This is a genomic window from Azospirillum baldaniorum (assembly GCF_003119195.2).
In the GTDB taxonomy this organism is placed as follows: domain Bacteria; phylum Pseudomonadota; class Alphaproteobacteria; order Azospirillales; family Azospirillaceae; genus Azospirillum; species Azospirillum baldaniorum.
In genome coordinates this window covers 2,310,031-2,329,462 of the sequence record NZ_CP022253.1, presented here as the reverse complement: position 1 = coordinate 2,329,462, position 19,432 = coordinate 2,310,031, and the positions used below count along the sequence as shown (strand labels likewise).

Below are 19,432 nucleotides of genomic sequence, written 5' to 3'. Positions count from 1 at the left end.
ATGTCGGAAAACCCGCTCTGGGACTTCTCGCTCGCCGTCTACGGACGGCCCGGCGTGCCCGCCGCCTGCCTCGACCTTCAGGACCGGCTCGGCCAGGACGTGAACCTTCTGCTGTTCACCGCCTGGGCGGGCATGGCCTGCAACGCCGACCTGCCGGCGGAGGAGTTGGCGCGGATCGATTCCGCGGTCGCCCCCTGGCGGGACGAGGTGGTCCGGCCGCTGCGCGCCGTCCGCCGCCGGGCGAAGGGGGAGGACGACGCCCTCTACAAACGCCTGAAGGCGGCGGAGCTGGAGGCGGAGCGCGTTCAGCAGGACCGTCTCTTCGCCCTGTCCGGGCTCACCCCCACGCAGGGCGGCGGCGTCGCGCTGGCCGCGGCCAATCTTTACCGGCTGGTGCCGGAGGGGGATCCGGCGCTGATGGCTCTGCTGGCGGCGCTCGACACGCCGCCCGAGCCCTGACGGAACCGGTGCGATGACGACTCCCGCCATCCTCACCTCGCCCCGGCTGATCCTGCGTCCTTGGCGGGACGGGGATGGCGACGCCTTTCACGCGCTGTCACAGAATCCCGCGGTGATGGAGCATCTGCTGCCGCTTCCCGACCGGGAGGCCAGCGACGCGGTGATTCGGCGCATCGGCGAGCATTTCGACCGGCACGGCTTCGGCTTCTGGGCGGTGGAACGGCCCGGCCAAAGCCCCTTCATCGGCTTCGTCGGCCTGGCCCGTGTGACGTGGGAAGCGCCTTTCGCCCCCGCCGTAGAGGTGGGCTGGCGGCTCGACCCCGCCCATTGGGGGCAGGGGCTGGCGACCGAGGCCGCCGGGCTGGCGCTGGCCCACGGGTTCGGCGCGGTCGGGCTCGACGAGATCGTCGCCTTCACCGTGCCGGAGAACCGGCGGTCGCAGAGGGTCATGGAGCGGCTGGGGATGGAACGCGACGCGGCGGCCGACTTCGACCACCCCCGCGTTCCCGACGGTCACCGCCTGAAGCGGCATATCCTCTACCGGATCGGGCGCGACCGCTTCCAGGCGAGGATGAAGGCGGGAGTCAACGGACCAGGATGAGGCTGTTGCGGTCGCCGGTCTCGTCGGAGACCTGGAAGGGCTTGCCGACGTAGAAGGCCTGGCAGCGCTTGCCGCCGGACAGGCGGGTCAGCCCGGCCTCCCACTCCTGGCCGCGCGGGCCGAGGATGCGCAGTTTCAACTGGTCGAGCAGCGGGAATATCTGATAGCCCTCGAGGTCCAGCGGCTCCCCCTTCGCGGAGAAGGCCTCCTGGTTCAACGTGAGGGTCTTGCCGTTGAGGTCCAGCTTGACGTCCTGCGCCCACGGGCAGCCGCCACCGGCGGGCTTCTCGTTGGCGGCGGCGGGCGCCGCGGTCAGGATCGCCGGGACGAGGGCGCAGGTGAGGGCGAGGGCGCAGACGTTCAAGGTGCTTGTCATCGACGGAATGCTTTTCATAAGCGGGACGCGGTCCTCGCGCTGAATACCCCGGTATGCTCCAGGGCATGGTGTGCAGAATAAATTTTGCAAAAGTGAAATGCAACGCGGGGCTTCTCGTGGGTGGGTTGCGGTAACGGCAGGACTTGTGATCAATCCGTCGGCGGGCCTGTCCATTCCTTCGGCTTCCAGTACCCCTTCCACCATTGGGCACATCCCATGGCGACGATCATCGAGGCCCTTCTGGCCGCCATCGATCACCACCAGTCGGGCCGTCTGGCCGAGGCGGCGACGCTCTACGGGCGGATTCTGGAGGCCGATCCGGAGCAGCCCGACGCCGCGCAGTTCCTGGGCGTGCTCCACGCGCAGGCGGGCCGCCCGGCGGACGGGGTGCTCCTGCTGCGCCGGGCGCTGGCGCTGCGTCCCGACTCGGCGGGCGGGCACTCCAACTTGGCCGGCGCGCGTCAGACCATGGGCGACGCGGCGGGGGCGGAGGCCGGCTACGCCCGCGCCCTGCGGCTGGACCCGTTTCTCGCCGATGCCCACACCAGCCGGGCCGGTGCCCTGCGTGACCTGAACCGGGTGCCGGAGGCCGCCCGCTCGGCGCAGCGGGCGCTGGCGCTGCTCCCCGCCTCGGCGGACGCCCTGGTGAACCTCGCCGAAACGGCCTTGGCCGAAGGGAGGGTGATGGAGGCGGAGCGCGTGGCCCGCCGCGCCGCCGCGCTGGCGCCGGGATCGCCGGCGGCTCTGATGATGCTCGGCTCCGCCTGTGCGGCGCAGAAGCGCTGGGATGAGGCGGAGGCCGCCTACCGGGGGGCGCTGGACCTCGCCCGCGGCTATGGCGCGGCGTGGGGAAATCTCGGGTCGCTGCTGGCTGGGCAGGGCCGCTTCGACGAAGCGCTGGCGGCCTTCGCCACGGCGGAGGAATGCGGTTTTTCCGGCCCGTCCCTGTGGGCGGCGCGCGGCGGTGCGCTGCTCGCCATGGCCCGACCGGTGGAGGCCCTTGCCGACTTCGACCGGGTGTTGCAAGCCCGCCCCGGGGACGCCGGGATGCGCTGGAACCGCGGCTTCGCCCGGCTGCTGGCCGGGGATTGCGAGGGCGGCTGGCCGGAGTTCGACTGGCGCCGCCACGACACACGGGCCGAACCGCCTTGGCGCCGCTTCGCCCAGCCCACCTGGACCGGCGGCGACCTCGCCGGACGCACCATCCTGCTCTACGCCGAGCAGGGGTTGGGCGACACCCTTCAGTTCGTCCGCTACGTCCCGTTGGTGGCGGCGCGCGGCGCGCGGGTGATTCTGGAGGTGCAACGGCCCTTGGTGAGCGTCCTGTCGGGCCTGCCGGGGGTGGAGCGGCTGATCGCCCGCGGCGATCCGCTTCCGGATTTCGATCTGGAATGCCCGCTGATAAGCCTGCCGCGCGCCTTCGGCACCAAGCTGGACGATGTGCCCGCCGCCGTACCGTATCTGTGCCCCGACCCGCAACGCGCCGCCGCCTGGAGCAAGCGGCTGGCGGACGGGCAACTGACGGATGGGCTGCGGGTCGGGCTGGTCTGGGCGGGCAACCCGCGCTTTCCCGGCGATGCGCTGCGCTCGCCCCGGCTGGCCGGGCTGCGGCCGGTGCTGGACGTGCCGGGCGTGCGCTTCTTCGGGCTGCAGAAGGGGCCGGGGCGGGAGGATCTGGAACGGGTGCCGATGCCCTCGACCTTCACCGACCTCGGTCCGGACATCGCTGATTTCGTCGACACCGCGGCGATCATGGCCAACCTCGACCTTGTGATCTCCTCCTGCACCGGGCCGGCGCATCTGGCCGGGGCGCTGGGGGTGCCGGTCTGGGTGGTGCTGCCGCTGTCGCCCGACTGGCGCTGGCTGCTGGGGCGGGAGGACAGCCCCTGGTACCCCACCGCCCGCCTGTTCCGCCAGACGCGCGTTGGCGACTGGACGGAGGTGGCCGGGCGCGTCGCCGACGCGCTGCGCGCCGCAAGCCTTGCGAAGGCGGCGCTTAGGACTTCAGCGTGATCGTCGTCTGGGTCATCTCGTCGGCGGTGGACACCAGCTTGGAGGCGGCGGAGTAGGTGCGCTGCGCCTGGATCAGCGTGGTGAACTGCTCCTCGATCTTGACGTTGGAGCCCTCGACGCTGGCCGTGTTCAGCGACGCCCCGACGGTCTTCGGTGCGCTGGTGCCGGTCTCGTTGGTCAGGTTGCCGAAAGAGTTCAGGCGGATGGCGCCCGAATTGGCGCTGGTCCGGAACATGGTGCCGGACACGCTTTCCAGATCGGTCGGGTTGATGACCGTCGCATCGGGGATGCGGTAGATGTAGCGCTGCTTCCCGCCTTGGAAGTTCGCGGCGACGAAGCCGTCCGCGGTCAGCTCCGCCCCCTGATAGGTGCCGGCGCGGATGCCGTTGTTGCCCTGGACGATCCCCAGATCCATGCCGGCGATGGTGGTGATGGAGTTGGTCATCTTCCCGTAGGACCCGAGATCCAGCGTCGTTTGGGAGAAGTCTCCGCCGGGATTCAGGGTCAGGGTCACTGGGCTGCCGGTGGGGCCGCCGGTCAGCGTGCCGTTGCGGGCGAAGTTCAGCGTGCCGAGCGATTTCCAGGTGGTCGGATCGTTCACGTTGCCATTGCCAACCGGCTTGCCGTCGGCGCCGACGACCCCGGCGTTGAAGACCTGCCACGTCGAGGTGCCGTCCTCCGCCTGTCCGGTTTTCAGGAAGCGCAGGGCCATCGCCCCATCGGCGCCGTTCTTGTCCACCATGTTCAGAACGACGCCGGTGGTGTTCGCCGTGGTGATCTCACCGGCCACCGGGGCTTGGTCGTAGGGCAGGTTGAGGTTCAGCGACGCCTGGGTCGAGGCTTCGCGGTAATCCTGCAACCCGCTCAGCGAAACCGGAGTCATGCTGCTGAGGCTGCCGAAGGAGCCGGTGCCGCTGGCGGGGTCGAGCTTGAAGCCCATCAGCGCCTTGCCGGCGCCGTTCACCAGACGGCCTTCCTTGTCGGGGGAAAAATCGCCCGACCGCGTCAGGAAGACCGAATCGTCGCTTGTCTGGGCGGTGGTCGCGGTCGTGCCGGCCTGGGCAGCCAGATCCTGGACGATGAAGAAGCCGTTGCCGTTGATGGCCGCGTTGGTGGTGATGTCGGTCCGGGTGACGGTGCCGCCGCTGTGGTCCAACCGCTCGAAGGCGCGCACACCGTTGCCGGGGTCCTTGTTGCCGGTGCGGTCGCTCAGCACGAAGTCGGAGAACTGCGTCTCCGACGCCTTGAAGCCGGACGTGGAGGCGTTCGCGATGTTGTTCGAAATGGTGCCCAGGGCGCGGTTTTGCGCCGTCAGCCCGAGAACGCCATTGTTGAAGATCGTGGTGATGCCCATGGTCCGGCCGCCTCATTCCCATCGACGCACGTCCGTCGGAACGCGCCGCGCAAGGAATTGCAACCATCATGCCAAAAAGCGGTGAGCCGCTGAAACATCCCTCCCCCCGTGGTGGGCCCCGTGGTTGGGGAGGGATTTGCTCAGGCTGAGGGAAACTGGGGATGGGCAGAAATTTCCCGGCGGAAGCGGCTCATCACCGTGCGCTGGGCAGCTTTCGCCCAGCCGCCGGCGCCCTCGGTGGTCTCAATCGACCGGCTCGAACATCTTGGTCTGGGAGTTGATGGCCCACAGGTCGCCGCTGTCCAGGTCGAACCACCAGCCGTGCAACTCCAGCGTCCCGGCCTCGACCCGCTCGCGGACGAAGGGGAAGGTCATCAGGTTGTCCACCGAGGTGCGGACGGCGGCGCGCTCGATCACGTCGGGCTTCTGCTGAAGGCGCTCGAACTCGGCCTTGCGCCGTTCCTCGTCGGTGTCCCCCTGGGCGGGCGGGATGTAGGGATCGAGCGCCGCGCTGGCGATGGACACCCAGGGCGACACGAAATCGTTCTGGTCCGGTTCGCCCTTGCGCAGGCGGATCAGCCCCTGGATGCCGCCGCACAGGGCGTGGCCCAGCACGATGACGTGGCTGACCTGGAGCACCCGCACCGCGTATTCGATGGCCGCCGAGGTGCCGTGGTAGCTGCCGTCCGGCTGGTAGGGCGGGACGAGGTTGGCGACGTTGCGGACGACGAACATCTCGCCCGGCTCCGCCTGGGTGAGCAGCGCCGGATCGACGCGGCTGTCGGAGCAGCCGATCATCAGGATCTTGGGCTTCTGCCCCTCCTCGACGAGCTGGCGCATGCTGTCGGGCCGGCGCTCGTAATAGCGGGCGCGGAAGCCTTTCATCCCGGCGAGAAGCTGACGAATCGGAACGTCCTGGTCGCGGGTGTGTGGCATCGTTCTGATACCCCTCTTCGGTCGGGATTTAGCGGATGCGGTATAGCCCAGGCCGGGTCATGTTTCCAGAACCTCCGCAGGCGCCGGCTCGCCCCAGCGGCGGACGATGCCCGCGTCCAGCCCGAACAGGTCCAGCGCCCGCCCGACGGCGTGGTCCACCAGATCGTCGATGGTCTGCGGGCGGCTGTAGAAGGCGGGGACCGGCGGGGCGATCACCGCGCCCATCTCGGCCAGCTGGGTCATCGTGCGCAGGTGCCCCAGATGCAGCGGCGTCTCGCGCACCATCAGCACCAGCGGGCGGCGCTCCTTCAGCGTGACGTCGGCGGCGCGGGTCAGCAGGGTGGAGGTCACGCCCGTGGCGATCTCGCTCATCGTGCGGACGGAGCAGGGGGCGACGATCATGCCCATGGCGCGGAAGCTGCCGCTGGCGATGGCCGCGCCGATGTCGGCGGCGGCGTAGGACACGTCGGCGAGAGCGCGCAGCTCCGCCACCTTCATGTCCGTCTCATGGGCCAGGGTGACTTCGGCGGAGCGGCTGACGACGAGGTGCGATTCGACGCCGATCCGGCGCAGCACGGACAGCAGCCGGATGCCGAGGATCACGCCCGAGGCTCCGCTGATGCCGACGACAAGACGGGAGGGTGCAGTCATGGCGAAGAAGTAGCGCGCGGACCGGGTGGCGTCCAGAGCGCGGTCTTGTGGACCCCTTCACGGGCCCGGCGCCGGGGGCGGAGGGACGGGCCGCACCCGGCGCACAAAAGCAAAAAGCCCCCCTCCCGCCGGGGGAGAGGGGCCGGGAAGGCGGCGTCAGCGCGCCTCTTCCTGCTCCGAATAGGGCGACTCGTCGCCGTAGCCGTCCTCGCCGTCCTGGGCCTCGCGCTCCTCCTGCGACAGAGGGACGCCGCCGCGGCGAACCGCCAGGGCCAGGGCCTCCTCCAGCTCGCGCTGGGTGCACAGGCCGAGCAGCACCGGGTTGCGCGGCTTGATGTTCGGGGCGTTCCAGTGCGTGCGGTCGCGGACCGCCGCGATGGTCGGCTTGGTCGTGCCGATCAGGCGGCAAAGCTGGGCGTCCGACAGCTCCGGATGGTGCTTCAGCAGCCAAGCGATGGCGTCGGGCTTGTCGCCGCGCTTGGTGATCGGGGTGTAGCGCGGCCCCTTGGACCGAGCCGCCGGCAGCGGCAGGTCGGGGACCAGCAGCTTCAGGCGCAGATCCTGGTTGCGCTCGCAGCGTTCGATCTCGCCCTTGGTCAACTGACCGTTGGCCACCGGGTCCAGCCCGACCATGCCGACCGCCACCTCGCCATCGGCGATGGCCTGGACCTCCAGGGAATGCAGGCCGCAGAAGGCGGCGATCTGCTCGAAGGTCAAGGATGTGTTCTCGACCAGCCAGACGGCCGTCGCTTTCGGCATCAAGGGCAGTGCCATCGTCCCTCCTGACAACTCCAACCCGACCGCACCCGCTGGCGGGTGGCGCGATCGGCCATACTTTACCGGATGGTCCCGAGCTTCGCCCTCCATATAGGGCCGGAACCGGTCGATGTAAGCGTGCTCGGGCAGGCGGCCGGGAAAACCCGGACGCCGATCCCTCTGCTAACCGTCTTGGCGCGCTTTAGCAAGCCCACCCGGCTGTCCGGGAACAAGAATGAAGCGAAAAAATTGCTTGAAAGGGAATTCCCGGCTGTGAAACCGGGGAATTCCCTTCGCAATTTAATGGTTCGCGGGTGCAGCAGCGGTCGCGGCGGCGGTCAGCCGCCAACCGTCATGACGATCTTGCCGATGTGCGCGCTGGATTCCATCAGGGCGTGCGCCTCGGCCGCCTGCTCCAGCGTGAAGACCTTGTGGATCACCGGCTTGACCGTGCCGCCTTCCAGAAGCGGCCAGACCTTCTCGCGCAGGGCGGCGGCGATGCGGCCCTTCTCCTCGACCGAGCGGGCGCGCAGGGTGGAGCCGGTGAGGGTCAGGCGCTTGGTCATCACCGGGAACATGTTGATGGAGACCTTCGGCCCCTGAAGGAAGGCGATGGAGACGTGCCGCCCGTCGGGGGCCATGATGCCGATGTCGCGGGCGATGTAGTCGCCGCCGACCATGTCCAGCACCACGTCGACGCCGCGCCCGCCGGTCTCCTTCTGGATGACGGCGGCGAAATCCTCGGTCTTGTAGTCGATGGCGCGGTCGGCGCCCAGCTCCTCGCAGGCGCGACACTTCTCGGCGCTGCCGGCGGTGGTGAAGACCTTGGCCCCGAAGGCCTTGGCAAGCTGGATGGCCGTGGTGCCGATGCCGCTGGAACCGCCGTGGACCAGCAGAGTCTCGCCGGGCTTCAGCGCGCCGCGCTCGAACACGTTGGTCCAGACGGTGAAGAAGGTCTCCGGAACGGCGGCGGCCTCGACCATGCCGTAGCCCTTCGGAACGGGCAGGAGCTGCGGCGCCGGGACCACGCAGTACTGGGCATAGCCGCCGCCGGCGATCAGGGCGCAGACCGCGTCGTCGGCGGCCCACTCCGTAACGCCCTCGCCGATGGCGACGACGCGCCCGGCGATCTCCAGGCCGGGCAGGTCGGAGGCGCCCGGCGGTGGGTCGTAGCGGCCCTGGCGCTGCAGCATGTCCGGGCGGTTGACGCCCGCCGCCTCCACCGCCACCAGCACCTCGCCGGGGCCGGGCACCGGGGCGGGACGCTGCACGGTGCGCAGGACCTCCGGGCCACCGGGTTGCGAAATCTCAACGCAGGTCATGCTGTCCGGCAGGGCGATGCCCATGGTGTCTCCCCCATTCCTCGTTGACGCGGCGTCCACCGCTCCGGGTGGCCGGGCCGTTTGTGTCCGCAGGCGTCCAAAGTTAGAATTCCGCATCGGCGCTGACAAGCACGCCCCGCCAGCCTTTCCAACGGGCGGGAAGCGGACGGCGCGGGGCAGGGATGCGTGAAAGCGGGAGGAGAAGCCCTATGGACATCGACGATCTGGAACCGCGCAAGGCCAAGCCGGCGCTCAAGGACCTGACCACGCTGGGCGTGGCGGAGCTGAAGGACTACATCGCCGGGCTTGAGGCCGAGATCGCCCGCGCCCGCGCCGCCATCACCGCCAAGGAGGCGCAGAAGAACGCCGCGGAGGCCTTCTTCAAGAAGCCGTCCTGAGAAGGGGGAATGAAGACTTTCCCTCTCCCGCCCCGGGAGAGGGAAGGGGCCCGCGCACCGCGCGGGAAGGGTGAGGGTGCCGGCAACGGGCTGTCATATGATCCTGGCCTTACCCTCACCCGGCCCTTCGGGCCACCCTCTCCCGGGACGGGAGAGGGTGGCCCGTTGAATCTCAGTCCGCGCCGACCAGATCGCGGTAGCAGTGCCAGGAGGCGTGGCCGATCAGCGGCAGGGCCAGCGCCAGCCCGAGGAAGCCGGTGACCATCCCCGCCGCGGTGAACAGCACGATCAGGAAGGCCCAGCCGGCCATGGTCCGCAGATTCTCGCGAAGCACCGCGACGCTGGTCGCCATGGCGGTGAAGCTGTCGGTCTCGCGGTCGAGCAGCATCGGGATCGACACCACGCTGATGGCGAAGACCGCCGTGGCGATGACGCCACCGACGATGGTGCCGGTCAGCAGGAACGGGATCGTCTGGGCCGAGAAGAAGATGCGGTCGACGAGCTGGTCGAAAGCCGGCGGCTCGGTCGCGAAGAACAGCGCGAAGATCAGAAAGGCGATGCGGATCCAGGCCAGCATGGCCAGCATCAGGGCCAGCCCGATGCCGGCGATCTGCACGCCGTTGCGGCGGTAGGCCCCGGCGACCTTCATCAGAGTCGGCGTCTCCCCCCGTTCCAGCAGACGGCTGGTTTCGTAGAGGCCGACGGCGAACACCGGTCCCAGCAGCATGAAGCCCGCCGCCATCGGCAGGACCAGATACTGCATGTCCTGCATCGACAGCACCGCCACCAGCGCGAGGCTGGACAGGACCGCCAGCAGGCCGTAGGCGGCGCTGATCATGGGGCTGGCGCACATGTCGCGCCAGCCGGCGCTCAGCCACACCCAGGGGCGGTCGACGTCGACGCTGCGGATTCGTGGAAGATAGGGTGCCGGTTTGTGGAATTCGGAGGGCGCCTTGCGCCGGACCGGCCGATGGAATTGGGACGCACCGCGGTGAGACGACATGTCGACCATGATGATGGTCCTCCCCTTTGCCCATTGCGCCTCTCGTGAGGGGAAGTGTAGCAAAGCGGTCTGCCGCGTTCCAGATTGTCTTATGGACGAATTGTTTGAATACCTAATTGTCACAAAAGCGATACCAAAGCACGGGCTTGGCCGTCACTCGCCAACCTTTTCGCCGCCAACCTTTTCGCCATCGACCTTCTTGCCGTCGAGATCCGCCTTGCGGCGCTCGGCGTCCTGACGATCGCGCTGCTTCTCGGCCTTGGTGCGCCCGAAGCGGACCCGGTTCTCCTCAGCGGATTTTTCACGCTCTTCCTTCTGGCGCATCTTCCGGAAGCGGTTCAGGTTCACGACATCGGCCATGGGGCGCTTCTCCTGAGGGCGGGGCATATCGTCTTTTGGACAACTCGGCCGTTGGAATGCCCAAATTGCTTGTTTTCTTTTGGGACGATAGTTTAGCGGAACCCCGTGCCACCCGGAAGACCGGAGCGGGCGCCAGCGGTTCCCGCGGCTTGTGGCGGACATCTTGTGGCAGGAATACGGCGACTTAACAGCCGAACGGTGGGGAAGGCGGGGCAACCGGTGAAGAAACTCCTGATCGCGGCGCTGATTCTGTTGGGGCTGCTGGTGGCCGCGGTGCTGATCGTGCCGAGTGTGGTCGACTGGAACGCCTACAAATCCCAGATCGCGGAGCGGGTGTCCGCCGCCACGGGGCGCGAGGTGGAGCTGAGGGGCGACATCGGCCTGTCGCTGCTGCCGGCCCCGGCGCTGACGGTGCGCGACGCCCGCTTGGCCAACGCGCCCGGCGGGTCGGAGCAGGACATGGCCCGCCTGAAGGAGCTGGACGTCCGCGTGGCGCTCGGACCGCTGCTCAGCGGCCACATCCAGGTGCAGAGCATCCGCCTGATCGATCCCACCTTCCTGTTCGAAACGCTGCCCGACGGGCGCTTCAACTGGGACCTGTCCGGTGCCGGGCGTCCGGCCGACGGCGGTCGGGGCGGGTCCGGCGATGGGCTGGCCTCGGCGGTCAGCTTCGATCAGGTGACGGTGCAGAACGGCACCATCCAGTACCGCGACGCCCGCACCGGCCAGTCGGAGGTGATCGACCAGGTCGACGCGCGCATCGTCGCCGGCAGCTTCACCGGGCCGTTCCAGGGGCAGGGCAGCTTCCGGGCGCGTGGCGTGCCGCTGCGCGGGGAGATGTTCGTCAGCCGCCTGATCGACGGCGCTGCCGTCCAGGTCCGGGCGACGCTGTCGATGGCCGACACCGACGCCACGCTGCGCTTCGCCGGGATCGTGACCAACCCGCCGGGCAGCGGCGGGTCGCGCGCCCAGGGCGACCTGCGCGCCGAGGGCAGCGACCTGTCCCGCGTCCTGGCGCTGGTCCGCAGCGGCTCGGCGGCCGGCGAGGATAGGAAGGCGAACGCGCTGCTCGCCCAGTCCTTCGGCATCCGCACGGCGGTCGAGGCGTCTCCGACCGCGGCGAGCTTCACCAATCTGGAAGCGCAGCTCGGCGACACGCGCGCCACCGGCACGGCGACCCTGCACAGCGGCACGCCGGCGCGGGCGGAGCTGACCCTGGCCCTGAACCGCCTGGACCTCGACGCTTGGTTGGAGCGTGCACGGTCGGGCGGCGGCTCGGAGAGCGGCACCCCGCCCGCCGCCCGCAACGGAAACGCGGCCAAGGGCGCGCCATCCACTTCCCCGTCCGGCGGCGCTCCGTCCGGCGGCACGCCATCGGGTGGCGCAGGCCAGCCGGGCGGGTTCGCCCTTCCGGACGCGCTGGATGCCAAGCTCGACCTCGCGGTGGACGGCATCACCTACAACGGCGGCGTGATGCGCCAGGGGCGGGTGGAGGCCAGCCTGAGCGGCGGCACGCTGAACATCGACCGCGTCAGTGCCCTCCTGCCCGGCGGGTCCGACATCGTGGCGGCGGGTGAGCTGGCGGCGGCCAACGGCCAGCCGAACCTCAACCTTCGGATGGAGGCGAACGCCGACAACCTGCGCGCCCTGCTGGAATGGCTGCGGGTGGACGTCCGCGCCGTGCCGGCGGACCGCCTGCGCCGGGCGTCGATCGCCGCGCAGTTGCAGGGGCGGCCGGGGCGGTTGGACGTGAGCGGGCTGGATCTGCGGGTGGACGCCAGCCGCCTGACCGGTGCCGTCGCCTATGTGGACCGCGGGCGGCCCGCCTTCGGGGCGCGGCTCGACCTCGACCGGTTGAATCTCGACGCCTATCTGCCCGCGCCGGACAGCGCCCAGGCCGCCGCCAACGGGGCTGCCACCGCCCCGGCCCAAGCACGCAACGGGAACTCGACGGGAGGTTTGTCCGGGAGTTCGTCGACGACCCCGGTCCGGCTGCTGGCCGGCGTGGACGCCAATCTGGAATTGTCGGTCGGGCAGCTGACCGTGCGCAACACGCCGGTCCAGGGGCTGCGGCTCGACGCCACCGCCGCGGGCGGCGCCCTGTCGATCAAGGAGGCGACGGTGCAGGACGCCGCCGGGGTGAAGCTCCGTCTGGACGGGCAGATCGCCGGGCTGGAGCCGCTGCGCGGCGCCCATCTGACGCTGAACGCCGAGGCCGCCAGCCTGGAAGGGGTGGCGCGCGCCGTTCCCTGGCCGGAGGGCGCCCCCGCGCCGGAGCGGCTGGGCGCGGTGAAGGCGCAGGCCCGCCTGTCGGGCGACGCCGAGCGTCTGGCGGTCGAACTGGGGGCTGAGGCGGCCGAAGGCTCGCTGGAGGCGGGCGGCACGGTGCTGAACGTCGAGAAGAACCCGTCCGTCGATCTGAAGCTGCGCGCCAAGCATCCGGAGCTGGCCCGGCTGGCCGGTCTGTTCGCCGATAACCCGTCCTCCGGCGGCGCGGCGTCGGGCTCCTACGGTCCGATGGACCTCTACACGGAGCTGGCGGGGACTCGGAAGGCTTTCACCCTGGGCAACATCCAGGGGACGGTGGCCGGCGTCACCGTCAAAGGCAAGGCGAGCGCCGATCTGAACGGCAGCAAGCCGCGGGTGGAAGCCGAGCTGCAGACCGGCGACCTTGAGCTGGACCGGCTGGCGGCGCTTCCCGCCGCGGCGGCCCGCCCCGCCGCCGCGTCCTCCCCGGCGGCCGAGGCGTCGCCGGGCGCGCCCGCCGCCGCGACGGGGGATTTCAGCGGGCTGCGCCGCTTCGACGGGCGCTTCGTGCTGACTTCCTCCGCCCTCGTCAAGGGCGGCACGCGGATCGAGAATCCGACCCTGCGCGCCACCGTGACCAACGGCGTGCTGACGGTGGAGCGGTTCGACGGCACCCTGATGGGCGGGCAGCTCGGCGCCACGGGGCGGCTCGCCGCGCCGGGCAACCAGACGCCGACCGCCGAGGCCACCATCACGCTGTCCAAGGCCAAGCTGGCCGAGGCGGTGGGCGGCGGGCTGGGCGGCGGCGCGCTGGAGATCGCCGGGGGCGTGCTCGACGCCGAGGCCAACCTGACGACCAGCGGGGCCGGCGGCGACGCCATGCTCAAGGCGCTGGCCGGCCAGGGCCGGATCAGCGCCCGTGATGGTCTGCTGCGCGGCTTCGACCTTGGCGTTCTGCGCGACCGGCTGACCAAGCTGGAACGCCCGCAGGAGCTGCTGGGCGCGGTGATGGGTGGTCTTCAGGGCGGGGAGACCCGCTTCGCCCGGCTGGACGGCAGCTTTGCCATCGACAAGGGCGTGGCCCGCACCGAGGACACGCGGCTGACCTCCGACCTGGGCGAGGCGGTGGCGGCGGGGCAGGTCAACCTGCCGGCGCAGACCATCGACATGCGCGTCCGCCTGACCGTGCAGTCCGACCAGTCGCTGCCCCCGCTGACCGTCCGCATGACCGGCGCGCTCGACAAGCCCACCCGCTCCTTCGAGATGCAGGACGTGCAGGAGTATTTCGCCCGCCGCGCCGCCGAAGGGCTGCTGAACAGGGTGGTGCCGAAGGATCTGCCGATTCCCGGCGGCGGCAACGCTCCGAAGCCGGACGCGCTGTTGAAGGGGCTGATCGACGGGCTGCGGCGTTGAAAGTGAGGACGCACGTGCCTCATCGCGTCCAAGCCCCGTGACGCATTGCGTCCAAACCCCGTGACGCTTTGCGTCCAAGCCCGTTGAAGTTCCGTGGGGCGGGTCCCATAATGCGGCAGACAAGAAGCGGATTTTGAGTCGATGCAGGTGGACAATAAGATTCTGGACGATCTGGCCCGCGTCGCGGGCGGCGCGCTCGGCGCGCTGTCGTCCCTGCGCGAGGAAGCTGAGGCGCAGATGCGCCAGCAGTTCGAGCGCGTTCTGTCGCGGATGGACGTGGTGAGCCGCGAGGAGTACGAGGCTGTCCGCGCCATGGCCGCCAAGGCCCGCGAGGAGCAGGAGGCCATGGCCGAGCGGCTCGCCGCGCTGGAGGCCACGGTGGCCGGTCTGCAGGCCGGGCGCGACGCGAAGCCGGCGTCGGGCACCGCCGCTCCGGCGGTCGGCCCCATTGCTGGAGGGGGCACCGGGCCGGTCTGATACGGCCCTCCGCCAACGTCTGCGAACCTTCACGGATGCACCGCCGAAAACCAGTTGCGCCGGCCAGACCCTTTTGGCACGGTGCATTGAGTGGTATGCATCCGTCTGCCAGCCACAACATCTCGGGGCTTCCCCTTCTTGCGCGAAGGCGGATTGGTCCCGGGGCGGTTCCGTCCACCGCGCCTTTACAGGAGGACGCCGACATGTCGGCTGTTGCCGTCGACACCCCCTCTTCCGCGCACAATCCCCTGGACATCGTCGAGGAGATCGTCACCGCCAACGAATGGCCCTTCGAGCGGGCCGGCGAGGACGAGCTGATCGTCGAGATCGGCGGGCGCTGGTGCGATTACCGTCTCTATTTCGTCTGGCAGTCCGACGTCAGCGCGATGCAGTTCTCCTGCCAGTTCGACATGAAGGTTCCGGCGGCGCGTCGCTCCTCGGTCAACGATCTGCTGGCGGAGGTCAACGCGCGCATGTGGCTCGGCCATTTCGACGTCTGCGCCGAGGAGCACACCCCGATGTTCCGCCAGACCATGCTGCTGCGCGGCTCGCGCGGCGCGACGGTGGAGCAGCTTGAGGATCTCGTCGAGATCGCCCTCTCGGAGTGCGAGCGCTTCTACCCCGCCTTCCAGTTCGTGATCTGGGGCGGCAAGTCGGCGTCTGAGGCGGTGTCCGCCGCCATCCTCGACACCGCCGGGGAGGCGTGACCGTCATGGCGCAAGGGAAGGCGCAGGGTTGCACGTTGCTGCTGGCCGGCTGCGGCAAGATGGGTGGCGCGATGCTCGACGGCTGGCTGAAGGCCGGCATTGCGTCCAGCGTCGCCGTCATCGAACCGTCCGGCCTGCCGGAGTCCCTGCGGGGCAACCCCGCGGTCGTGTTGGCCAGCGGCGTGGACGCCTTGCCCGCCGGCTTCGCGCCGGACGTGGTGGTTCTTGCGGTGAAGCCGCAGGTGATGGACTCGGTCCTTCCGGCCTACCGGGCGCTGGTCCGCCCCGGCACGGTGTTCCTCTCCGTCGCCGCCGGCAAAACCATCGCCTCCTTCGAAGCGGCGCTGGGGGAGGGCGCGGCCATCGTCCGCTCCATGCCCAACACGCCCGCCGCCATCGGCCGCGGTATGACCGTCGCCGTCGGCAACCCGGTGGTGACTGAGGCGCAGAAGTCGCTGTGCGATTCGCTGCTGCGCGCGGTTGGCGACGTTGCCTGGGTGGAGGACGAGTCGCTCCTCGATCCGGTGACCGCCGTCTCGGGCAGCGGCCCCGCCTACGTCTTCCTGATGGTCGAGGCCATGGCGAAGGCCGGCGAGGCCGCCGGTTTGCCCGCCGAGCTTGCCATGCGTCTGGCGCGGGCCACCGTTGCGGGGGCGGGCGAACTGCTCCACCAGTCCCCGACCGCCGCCGCAGACCTGCGCAAGGCGGTGACCAGCCCCAATGGCACCACCCAGGCGGCGCTCGACGTGCTGATGGCCGGGGACGGCATGCAGCCGCTGTTCGACCGCGCCGTGGCTGCCGCCGCGAACCGTTCCCGCGAACTGGCGAAGTAAGGCGTCATGGCGGCCCTCAGCCCCTCCGCCCAACGGGTCCAGGACTTGCTGGACGGTTTCGGCCACGGCCACAGCGTGGTCGAGCATGAGGGCAGCACCCGCACGTCGGAGGATGCCGCGAACGCCGTCGGCTGCGCCGTGGCGCAGATCGCCAAGTCCCTGATCTTCCGTGCGAAAGAGAGCGGCCGGCCGGTGCTGGTGGTGGCCAGCGGGGCCAACCGGGTGGACGAGAAGGCGGTCGGCCGGCTGATCGGCGAGAAGATCGAGCGGGCCGATCCGGACTTCGCCCGCGAGGCCACCGGCTTCGCCATCGGCGGGATTCCGCCCATCGGACACGCCGTGTCGCCGCTGGTCCTGATCGACGCCGACCTGATGGGCCTCGACGCCATCTGGGCCGCTGCCGGGACCCCCAACGCGGTCTTCCGCCTGACCCCGGCGGAACTCGTCGCCATCACCGGCGGGCGGGTCGAAGCCATCCGCAAGGGCTGACCGTCCGACAACCGAGCCGGTCAACCGGGCAGGATGCCGCAGCGCGGCATGACCGCGCATCGCCGGGCCACCCCTCTTCCAAGCCTCTGGATTCTCTGGCAAGACTCTTCCCAACGAGTTCTTGAACAGAGACGCATCAGGGAGGCCCCCCGTGACTGACGCCCGGCACAACCCCTACGAGACCGACCTCGACCAGAACGCCGCCAACACGGTGCCGCTGTCGCCGCTCTCGTTCCTGCGCCGCACCGCCGCCGTCTATCCGCAGCGCATCGCCGTGATCCACGGCCCGGTCCGCCGCACCTGGGCGGAAACCTACGAGCGCTGCGTGCGGCTCGCCTCGGCGCTGGCGAAGCGCGGCATCGGGCTGGGCGACACGGTCGCGGTTATGGCCCCCAACACGCCGGAATCCTTCGAGGCGCATTTCGGCGTGCCGATGACCGGCGCGGTCCTCAACGCCCTGAACATCCGCCTGGACGCCGAGGCGCTGGCCTTCATCCTGGAGCATGGGGAGGCCAAGGTGCTGCTGACCGACCGGGAGTTCTCCGGCGTCATCTCCAAGGCCGTCCACATGCTGGAGCCGAAGCGCCGCCCCATCGTCATCGACATCGACGACCCGCAGGCCAAGGGCGGCGAACTGATCGGCGAGCAGACCTACGAGCAGTTCCTGGAGACCGGCGACCCGGCCTACGAGTGGCCGATGCCGGCCGACGAGTGGCAGGCCATCGCGCTGAACTACACCAGCGGCACCACCGGCAACCCCAAGGGCGTCGTCTACCACCACCGCGGCGCCTACCTGAACGCCATGGGCAACGTGCTGACCTGGGCGATGCCGCACCATCCCGTCTATCTGTGGACTCTGCCGATGTTCCACTGCAACGGCTGGTGCTTCCCCTGGACGGTCACCGCCATGGCCGGCACCAACGTCTGCGTCCGCACCATCACCGCCAAGGGCATCTACGACGCTCTGGCGGACCTTGGCGTCACCCACATGTGCGGCGCCCCCATCATCATGGGCCTGATCGTCAACGCGCCGGAGGACCAGAAGCGTGAGATCCCGCGCGGTGTGAAGATGATGACCGCGGGCGCCGCTCCGCCCGCCGCGGTGATCGAGAAGATCGAGCGGATGGGCTTCGACGTCACCCATGTCTACGGCCTGACCGAGGTGTACGGCCCGGTCACCATCTGCGCTTGGCACGAACACTGGAACGACCTGCCGCTGGAGGAGCGCGCGGCGCTGAAGGCGCGGCAGGGCGTGAACTACGCCACGCTGGAAGGGCTGATGGTCGCCGACCCCAACACGCTCCAGCCGACCCGCAAGGACGGCGTGACGATGGGTGAGATCTTCATGCGCGGCAACACCGTCATGAAGGGCTATCTGAAAAACCCGCGGGCCACGCAGGAGGCCTTCTCCGGCGGCTGGTTCCACACCGGCGACCTCGGCGTCTGGCATGCGGACGGCTACATCGAGCTGAAGGACCGCTCCAAGGACATCATCATCTCCGGCGGCGAGAACATCTCGACCATCGAGGTCGAATCGGTCCTCTACAAGCATCCGGACATCGTCGAGGCCGCCGTGGTCGCCCGCCCGGACGAGAAATGGGGCGAGACGCCTTGCGCCTTCGTCACCGTGAAGGAGGGCAAGCAGCTGACCGAGGCCGAGGTGATCGCCTATTGCCGGGAGCATCTGGCCCACTTCAAGTGCCCGCGCACCGTTGTCTTCACCGCCCTGCCGAAGACCTCCACCGGCAAGATCCAGAAATACGTGCTGCGCGATCAGGCCCGCGCGCTGAACGGAGCGAAGGTGTGACCGCTGTGACCGGGGGCTTCGGCCCCCTTCTGCCCGAGGAGCGGGCGGACGCCACGGCCCTGGTCCGCCAGGGTTTCGGCATTCCCCGTGAGTATTTCGACCGGTCGGTGGAGTTGTTCGGGCCGGGCGTGATGCGCGGCCTGCGCGCCGGACCGGAGGCGGGCCGCGCCGGACAACTCGTTGCCTGCGCCGCCGTCTGGCCGATGGAGCAGTGGTTCGGCGGGCGCCCGGTGCCGTCCTGCGGCGTGGCGGCGGTGGCCGTCGATCCGGCGGAGCGCGGGCGCGGCTACGGCACCGCGCTGATGCGCGGTCTGCTGGAGGAGGCGCGGGCCGGTGGGGCCGCGCTGTCGGTGCTCTACCCGGCGACCCTGCCGGTCTACACCCGCCTGGGCTTCGGGCGGGGCGGGGTATCCTTCGACTGGAGCGCCCCGCCGGCCGCCCTGTCCGCCGGACCGCCGCCGGAGGACGGGTGGATTCGCCGAACCGACGCGAGCGACGCCAGCGAGCTTGCGGCGCTACGCCGCAGCCTGCTCATCACCGCAAACGGTCTGGTGGAGCGCAATGAAGGCCTGTGGAGCTTCGCCCTTTGCCCGGATGGTGCTCCGTCCGATGTTTACACTTTTGGTGGTCCGCGAGGGGTGGAGGGATACGTGGCGGTGGCGCCACCGTCGGATAGAAAGCTGTTGGTTGCGGATCTGTGCCTGCTCAGCCCGCGTGCGGTGCGGCTGGCGCAGGGTTTCCTGGCTGGCTACAGGGCGCAGGTCGACCGCGTCTCCTGGCGCGGCGGACCCGACGACCCGTTGGTCCTGATGGCGCCTGACAGCGGTCCGCGTGCCGACGCGCGGGACGAATGGCTGTTGCGCATTCTCGACCTTCGGCGCGCTTTGGAAGCTCGCGGCTATCCACCTGGGGTTGCCGGCGAGTTGACGCTGGACGTATCCGATGCGGTGATTCCGGAGAATTCCGGCACTTTCCGGTTGCGCCTGTCCGATGGGAAGGGCGTCGTGGACCGGCTTCCGGAGAAGACGGGCGGCGGTGGAAAAGCGGCCGGAGCGGGGCTTTCGCTGTCCATCGCAGCCCTTGCCGCCCTCTACAGTGGCCACAAAGGCCCGCAAATTCTCCGCCAGGTTGGTCTTCTGCGTGGTGGCGAAGACGCGATGGCGCTCGCAGCGCGGTTTTTCTCGGGACCGGCGCCGTGGATGCCGGACCGGTTCTGAAGCGGTGTTACCA

19 protein-coding genes are annotated in these 19,432 nt (G+C 69.8%); 11 read left to right on the top strand and 8 right to left on the bottom strand.

Features of this window, described 5'->3' with window-relative positions; translation table 11 throughout:
- Window positions 1-459: a TIGR02444 family protein gene (locus Sp245p_RS11050; RefSeq protein WP_014239911.1), complete on the top strand. Its 459-nt coding sequence runs from the start codon at window positions 1-3 to the stop codon at window positions 457-459.
- A 13-nt stretch (window positions 460-472) separates the two neighbouring features.
- A complete protein-coding gene (locus Sp245p_RS11045) occupies window positions 473-1,060 on the top strand; it encodes a GNAT family N-acetyltransferase (protein ID WP_014239912.1) in 588 nt (195 codons plus the stop codon).
- Here Sp245p_RS11045 and Sp245p_RS11040 read toward each other — a convergent pair.
- Window positions 1,044-1,436 carry a hypothetical protein gene (locus Sp245p_RS11040; RefSeq protein ID WP_014239913.1) on the bottom strand — a complete coding sequence of 131 codons (393 nt, stop codon included), beginning with the start codon at window positions 1,434-1,436 and terminating at the stop codon, window positions 1,044-1,046. The genes Sp245p_RS11045 and Sp245p_RS11040 overlap by 17 nt on opposite strands.
- A gap of 216 nt (window positions 1,437-1,652) precedes the next feature.
- On the opposite strand from Sp245p_RS11040, the gene Sp245p_RS11035 reads away from it, so the two are divergent.
- Window positions 1,653-3,449 carry a tetratricopeptide repeat protein gene (locus Sp245p_RS11035; protein WP_014239914.1) on the top strand — a complete coding sequence of 599 codons (1,797 nt, stop codon included), beginning with the start codon at window positions 1,653-1,655 and terminating at the stop codon, window positions 3,447-3,449.
- Here Sp245p_RS11035 and Sp245p_RS11030 read toward each other — a convergent pair.
- The 5 genes from Sp245p_RS11030 to Sp245p_RS11010 form a co-directional block, all read right to left on the bottom strand.
- Window positions 3,433-4,803: a flagellar hook protein FlgE gene (locus tag Sp245p_RS11030; RefSeq protein WP_014239915.1), complete on the bottom strand. Its 1,371-nt coding sequence runs from the start codon at window positions 4,801-4,803 to the stop codon at window positions 3,433-3,435. The two genes, Sp245p_RS11035 and Sp245p_RS11030, sit on opposite strands and share 17 nt — an antisense overlap.
- A gap of 243 nt (window positions 4,804-5,046) precedes the next feature.
- On the bottom strand, window positions 5,047-5,739 hold the full coding sequence (locus tag Sp245p_RS11025) for a carbonic anhydrase (RefSeq protein WP_014239916.1): 693 nt from the start codon (window positions 5,737-5,739) through the stop codon (window positions 5,047-5,049).
- A gap of 57 nt (window positions 5,740-5,796) precedes the next feature.
- Window positions 5,797-6,390 (bottom strand): UbiX family flavin prenyltransferase, encoded by a 594-nt coding sequence (locus Sp245p_RS11020; protein ID WP_041810970.1) that lies wholly within the window; start codon window positions 6,388-6,390, stop codon window positions 5,797-5,799.
- Between the two features lie 156 nt (window positions 6,391-6,546).
- Window positions 6,547-7,164, bottom strand: coding sequence for a DUF1013 domain-containing protein (locus Sp245p_RS11015; RefSeq protein ID WP_014239918.1), 618 nt, complete (start codon window positions 7,162-7,164; stop codon window positions 6,547-6,549).
- Window positions 7,165-7,484: 320 nt separating this feature from the next.
- Window positions 7,485-8,492, bottom strand: coding sequence for an NAD(P)H-quinone oxidoreductase (locus tag Sp245p_RS11010; RefSeq protein WP_014239920.1), 1,008 nt, complete (start codon window positions 8,490-8,492; stop codon window positions 7,485-7,487).
- 185 nt (window positions 8,493-8,677) lie between these two features.
- Here Sp245p_RS11010 and Sp245p_RS11005 point away from each other — a divergent pair, with 185 nt between their 5' ends.
- On the top strand, window positions 8,678-8,866 hold the full coding sequence (locus tag Sp245p_RS11005; protein WP_014239921.1) for a DUF1192 domain-containing protein: 189 nt from the start codon (window positions 8,678-8,680) through the stop codon (window positions 8,864-8,866).
- A gap of 172 nt (window positions 8,867-9,038) precedes the next feature.
- Here the strand turns inward: Sp245p_RS11005 and Sp245p_RS11000 are convergent, their stop codons facing one another.
- The gene (locus Sp245p_RS11000; RefSeq protein ID WP_014239922.1) at window positions 9,039-9,878 is read right to left on the bottom strand and encodes a DUF2189 domain-containing protein; all 840 of its coding nucleotides are present in this window, start codon (window positions 9,876-9,878) and stop codon (window positions 9,039-9,041) included.
- A gap of 144 nt (window positions 9,879-10,022) precedes the next feature.
- Window positions 10,023-10,229, bottom strand: a complete 207-nt coding sequence (locus Sp245p_RS10995; RefSeq protein WP_014239923.1) for a DUF4169 family protein — start codon at window positions 10,227-10,229, stop codon at window positions 10,023-10,025.
- Window positions 10,230-10,448: 219 nt separating this feature from the next.
- Between Sp245p_RS10995 and Sp245p_RS10990 the strand changes: the two genes are divergently transcribed.
- From Sp245p_RS10990 to Sp245p_RS10960, 7 genes are all read left to right on the top strand, one after another.
- Window positions 10,449-13,889, top strand: coding sequence for an AsmA family protein (locus tag Sp245p_RS10990; protein ID WP_109138503.1), 3,441 nt, complete (start codon window positions 10,449-10,451; stop codon window positions 13,887-13,889).
- Window positions 13,890-14,030: 141 nt separating this feature from the next.
- Entirely contained in the window at window positions 14,031-14,366 is a 336-nt protein-coding gene (locus tag Sp245p_RS10985; RefSeq protein ID WP_014239926.1) for an accessory factor UbiK family protein, read from the top strand.
- 203 nt (window positions 14,367-14,569) lie between these two features.
- Window positions 14,570-15,073, top strand: coding sequence for a type III secretion system chaperone family protein (locus Sp245p_RS10980; protein ID WP_014239927.1), 504 nt, complete (start codon window positions 14,570-14,572; stop codon window positions 15,071-15,073).
- Between the two features lie 5 nt (window positions 15,074-15,078).
- On the top strand, window positions 15,079-15,906 hold the full coding sequence (gene proC, locus Sp245p_RS10975; protein WP_014239928.1) for a pyrroline-5-carboxylate reductase: 828 nt from the start codon (window positions 15,079-15,081) through the stop codon (window positions 15,904-15,906).
- Between the two features lie 6 nt (window positions 15,907-15,912).
- Window positions 15,913-16,395, top strand: coding sequence for a YbaK/EbsC family protein (locus Sp245p_RS10970; protein ID WP_014239929.1), 483 nt, complete (start codon window positions 15,913-15,915; stop codon window positions 16,393-16,395).
- Between the two features lie 151 nt (window positions 16,396-16,546).
- The gene (locus Sp245p_RS10965) at window positions 16,547-18,202 is read left to right on the top strand and encodes an acyl-CoA synthetase (RefSeq protein WP_014239930.1); all 1,656 of its coding nucleotides are present in this window, start codon (window positions 16,547-16,549) and stop codon (window positions 18,200-18,202) included.
- Window positions 18,199-19,419 (top strand): GNAT family N-acetyltransferase, encoded by a 1,221-nt coding sequence (locus Sp245p_RS10960; protein WP_244439374.1) that lies wholly within the window; start codon window positions 18,199-18,201, stop codon window positions 19,417-19,419. The genes Sp245p_RS10965 and Sp245p_RS10960 overlap by 4 nt, the downstream gene beginning before the upstream one ends.
- Window positions 19,420-19,432 lie beyond the last annotated feature (13 nt).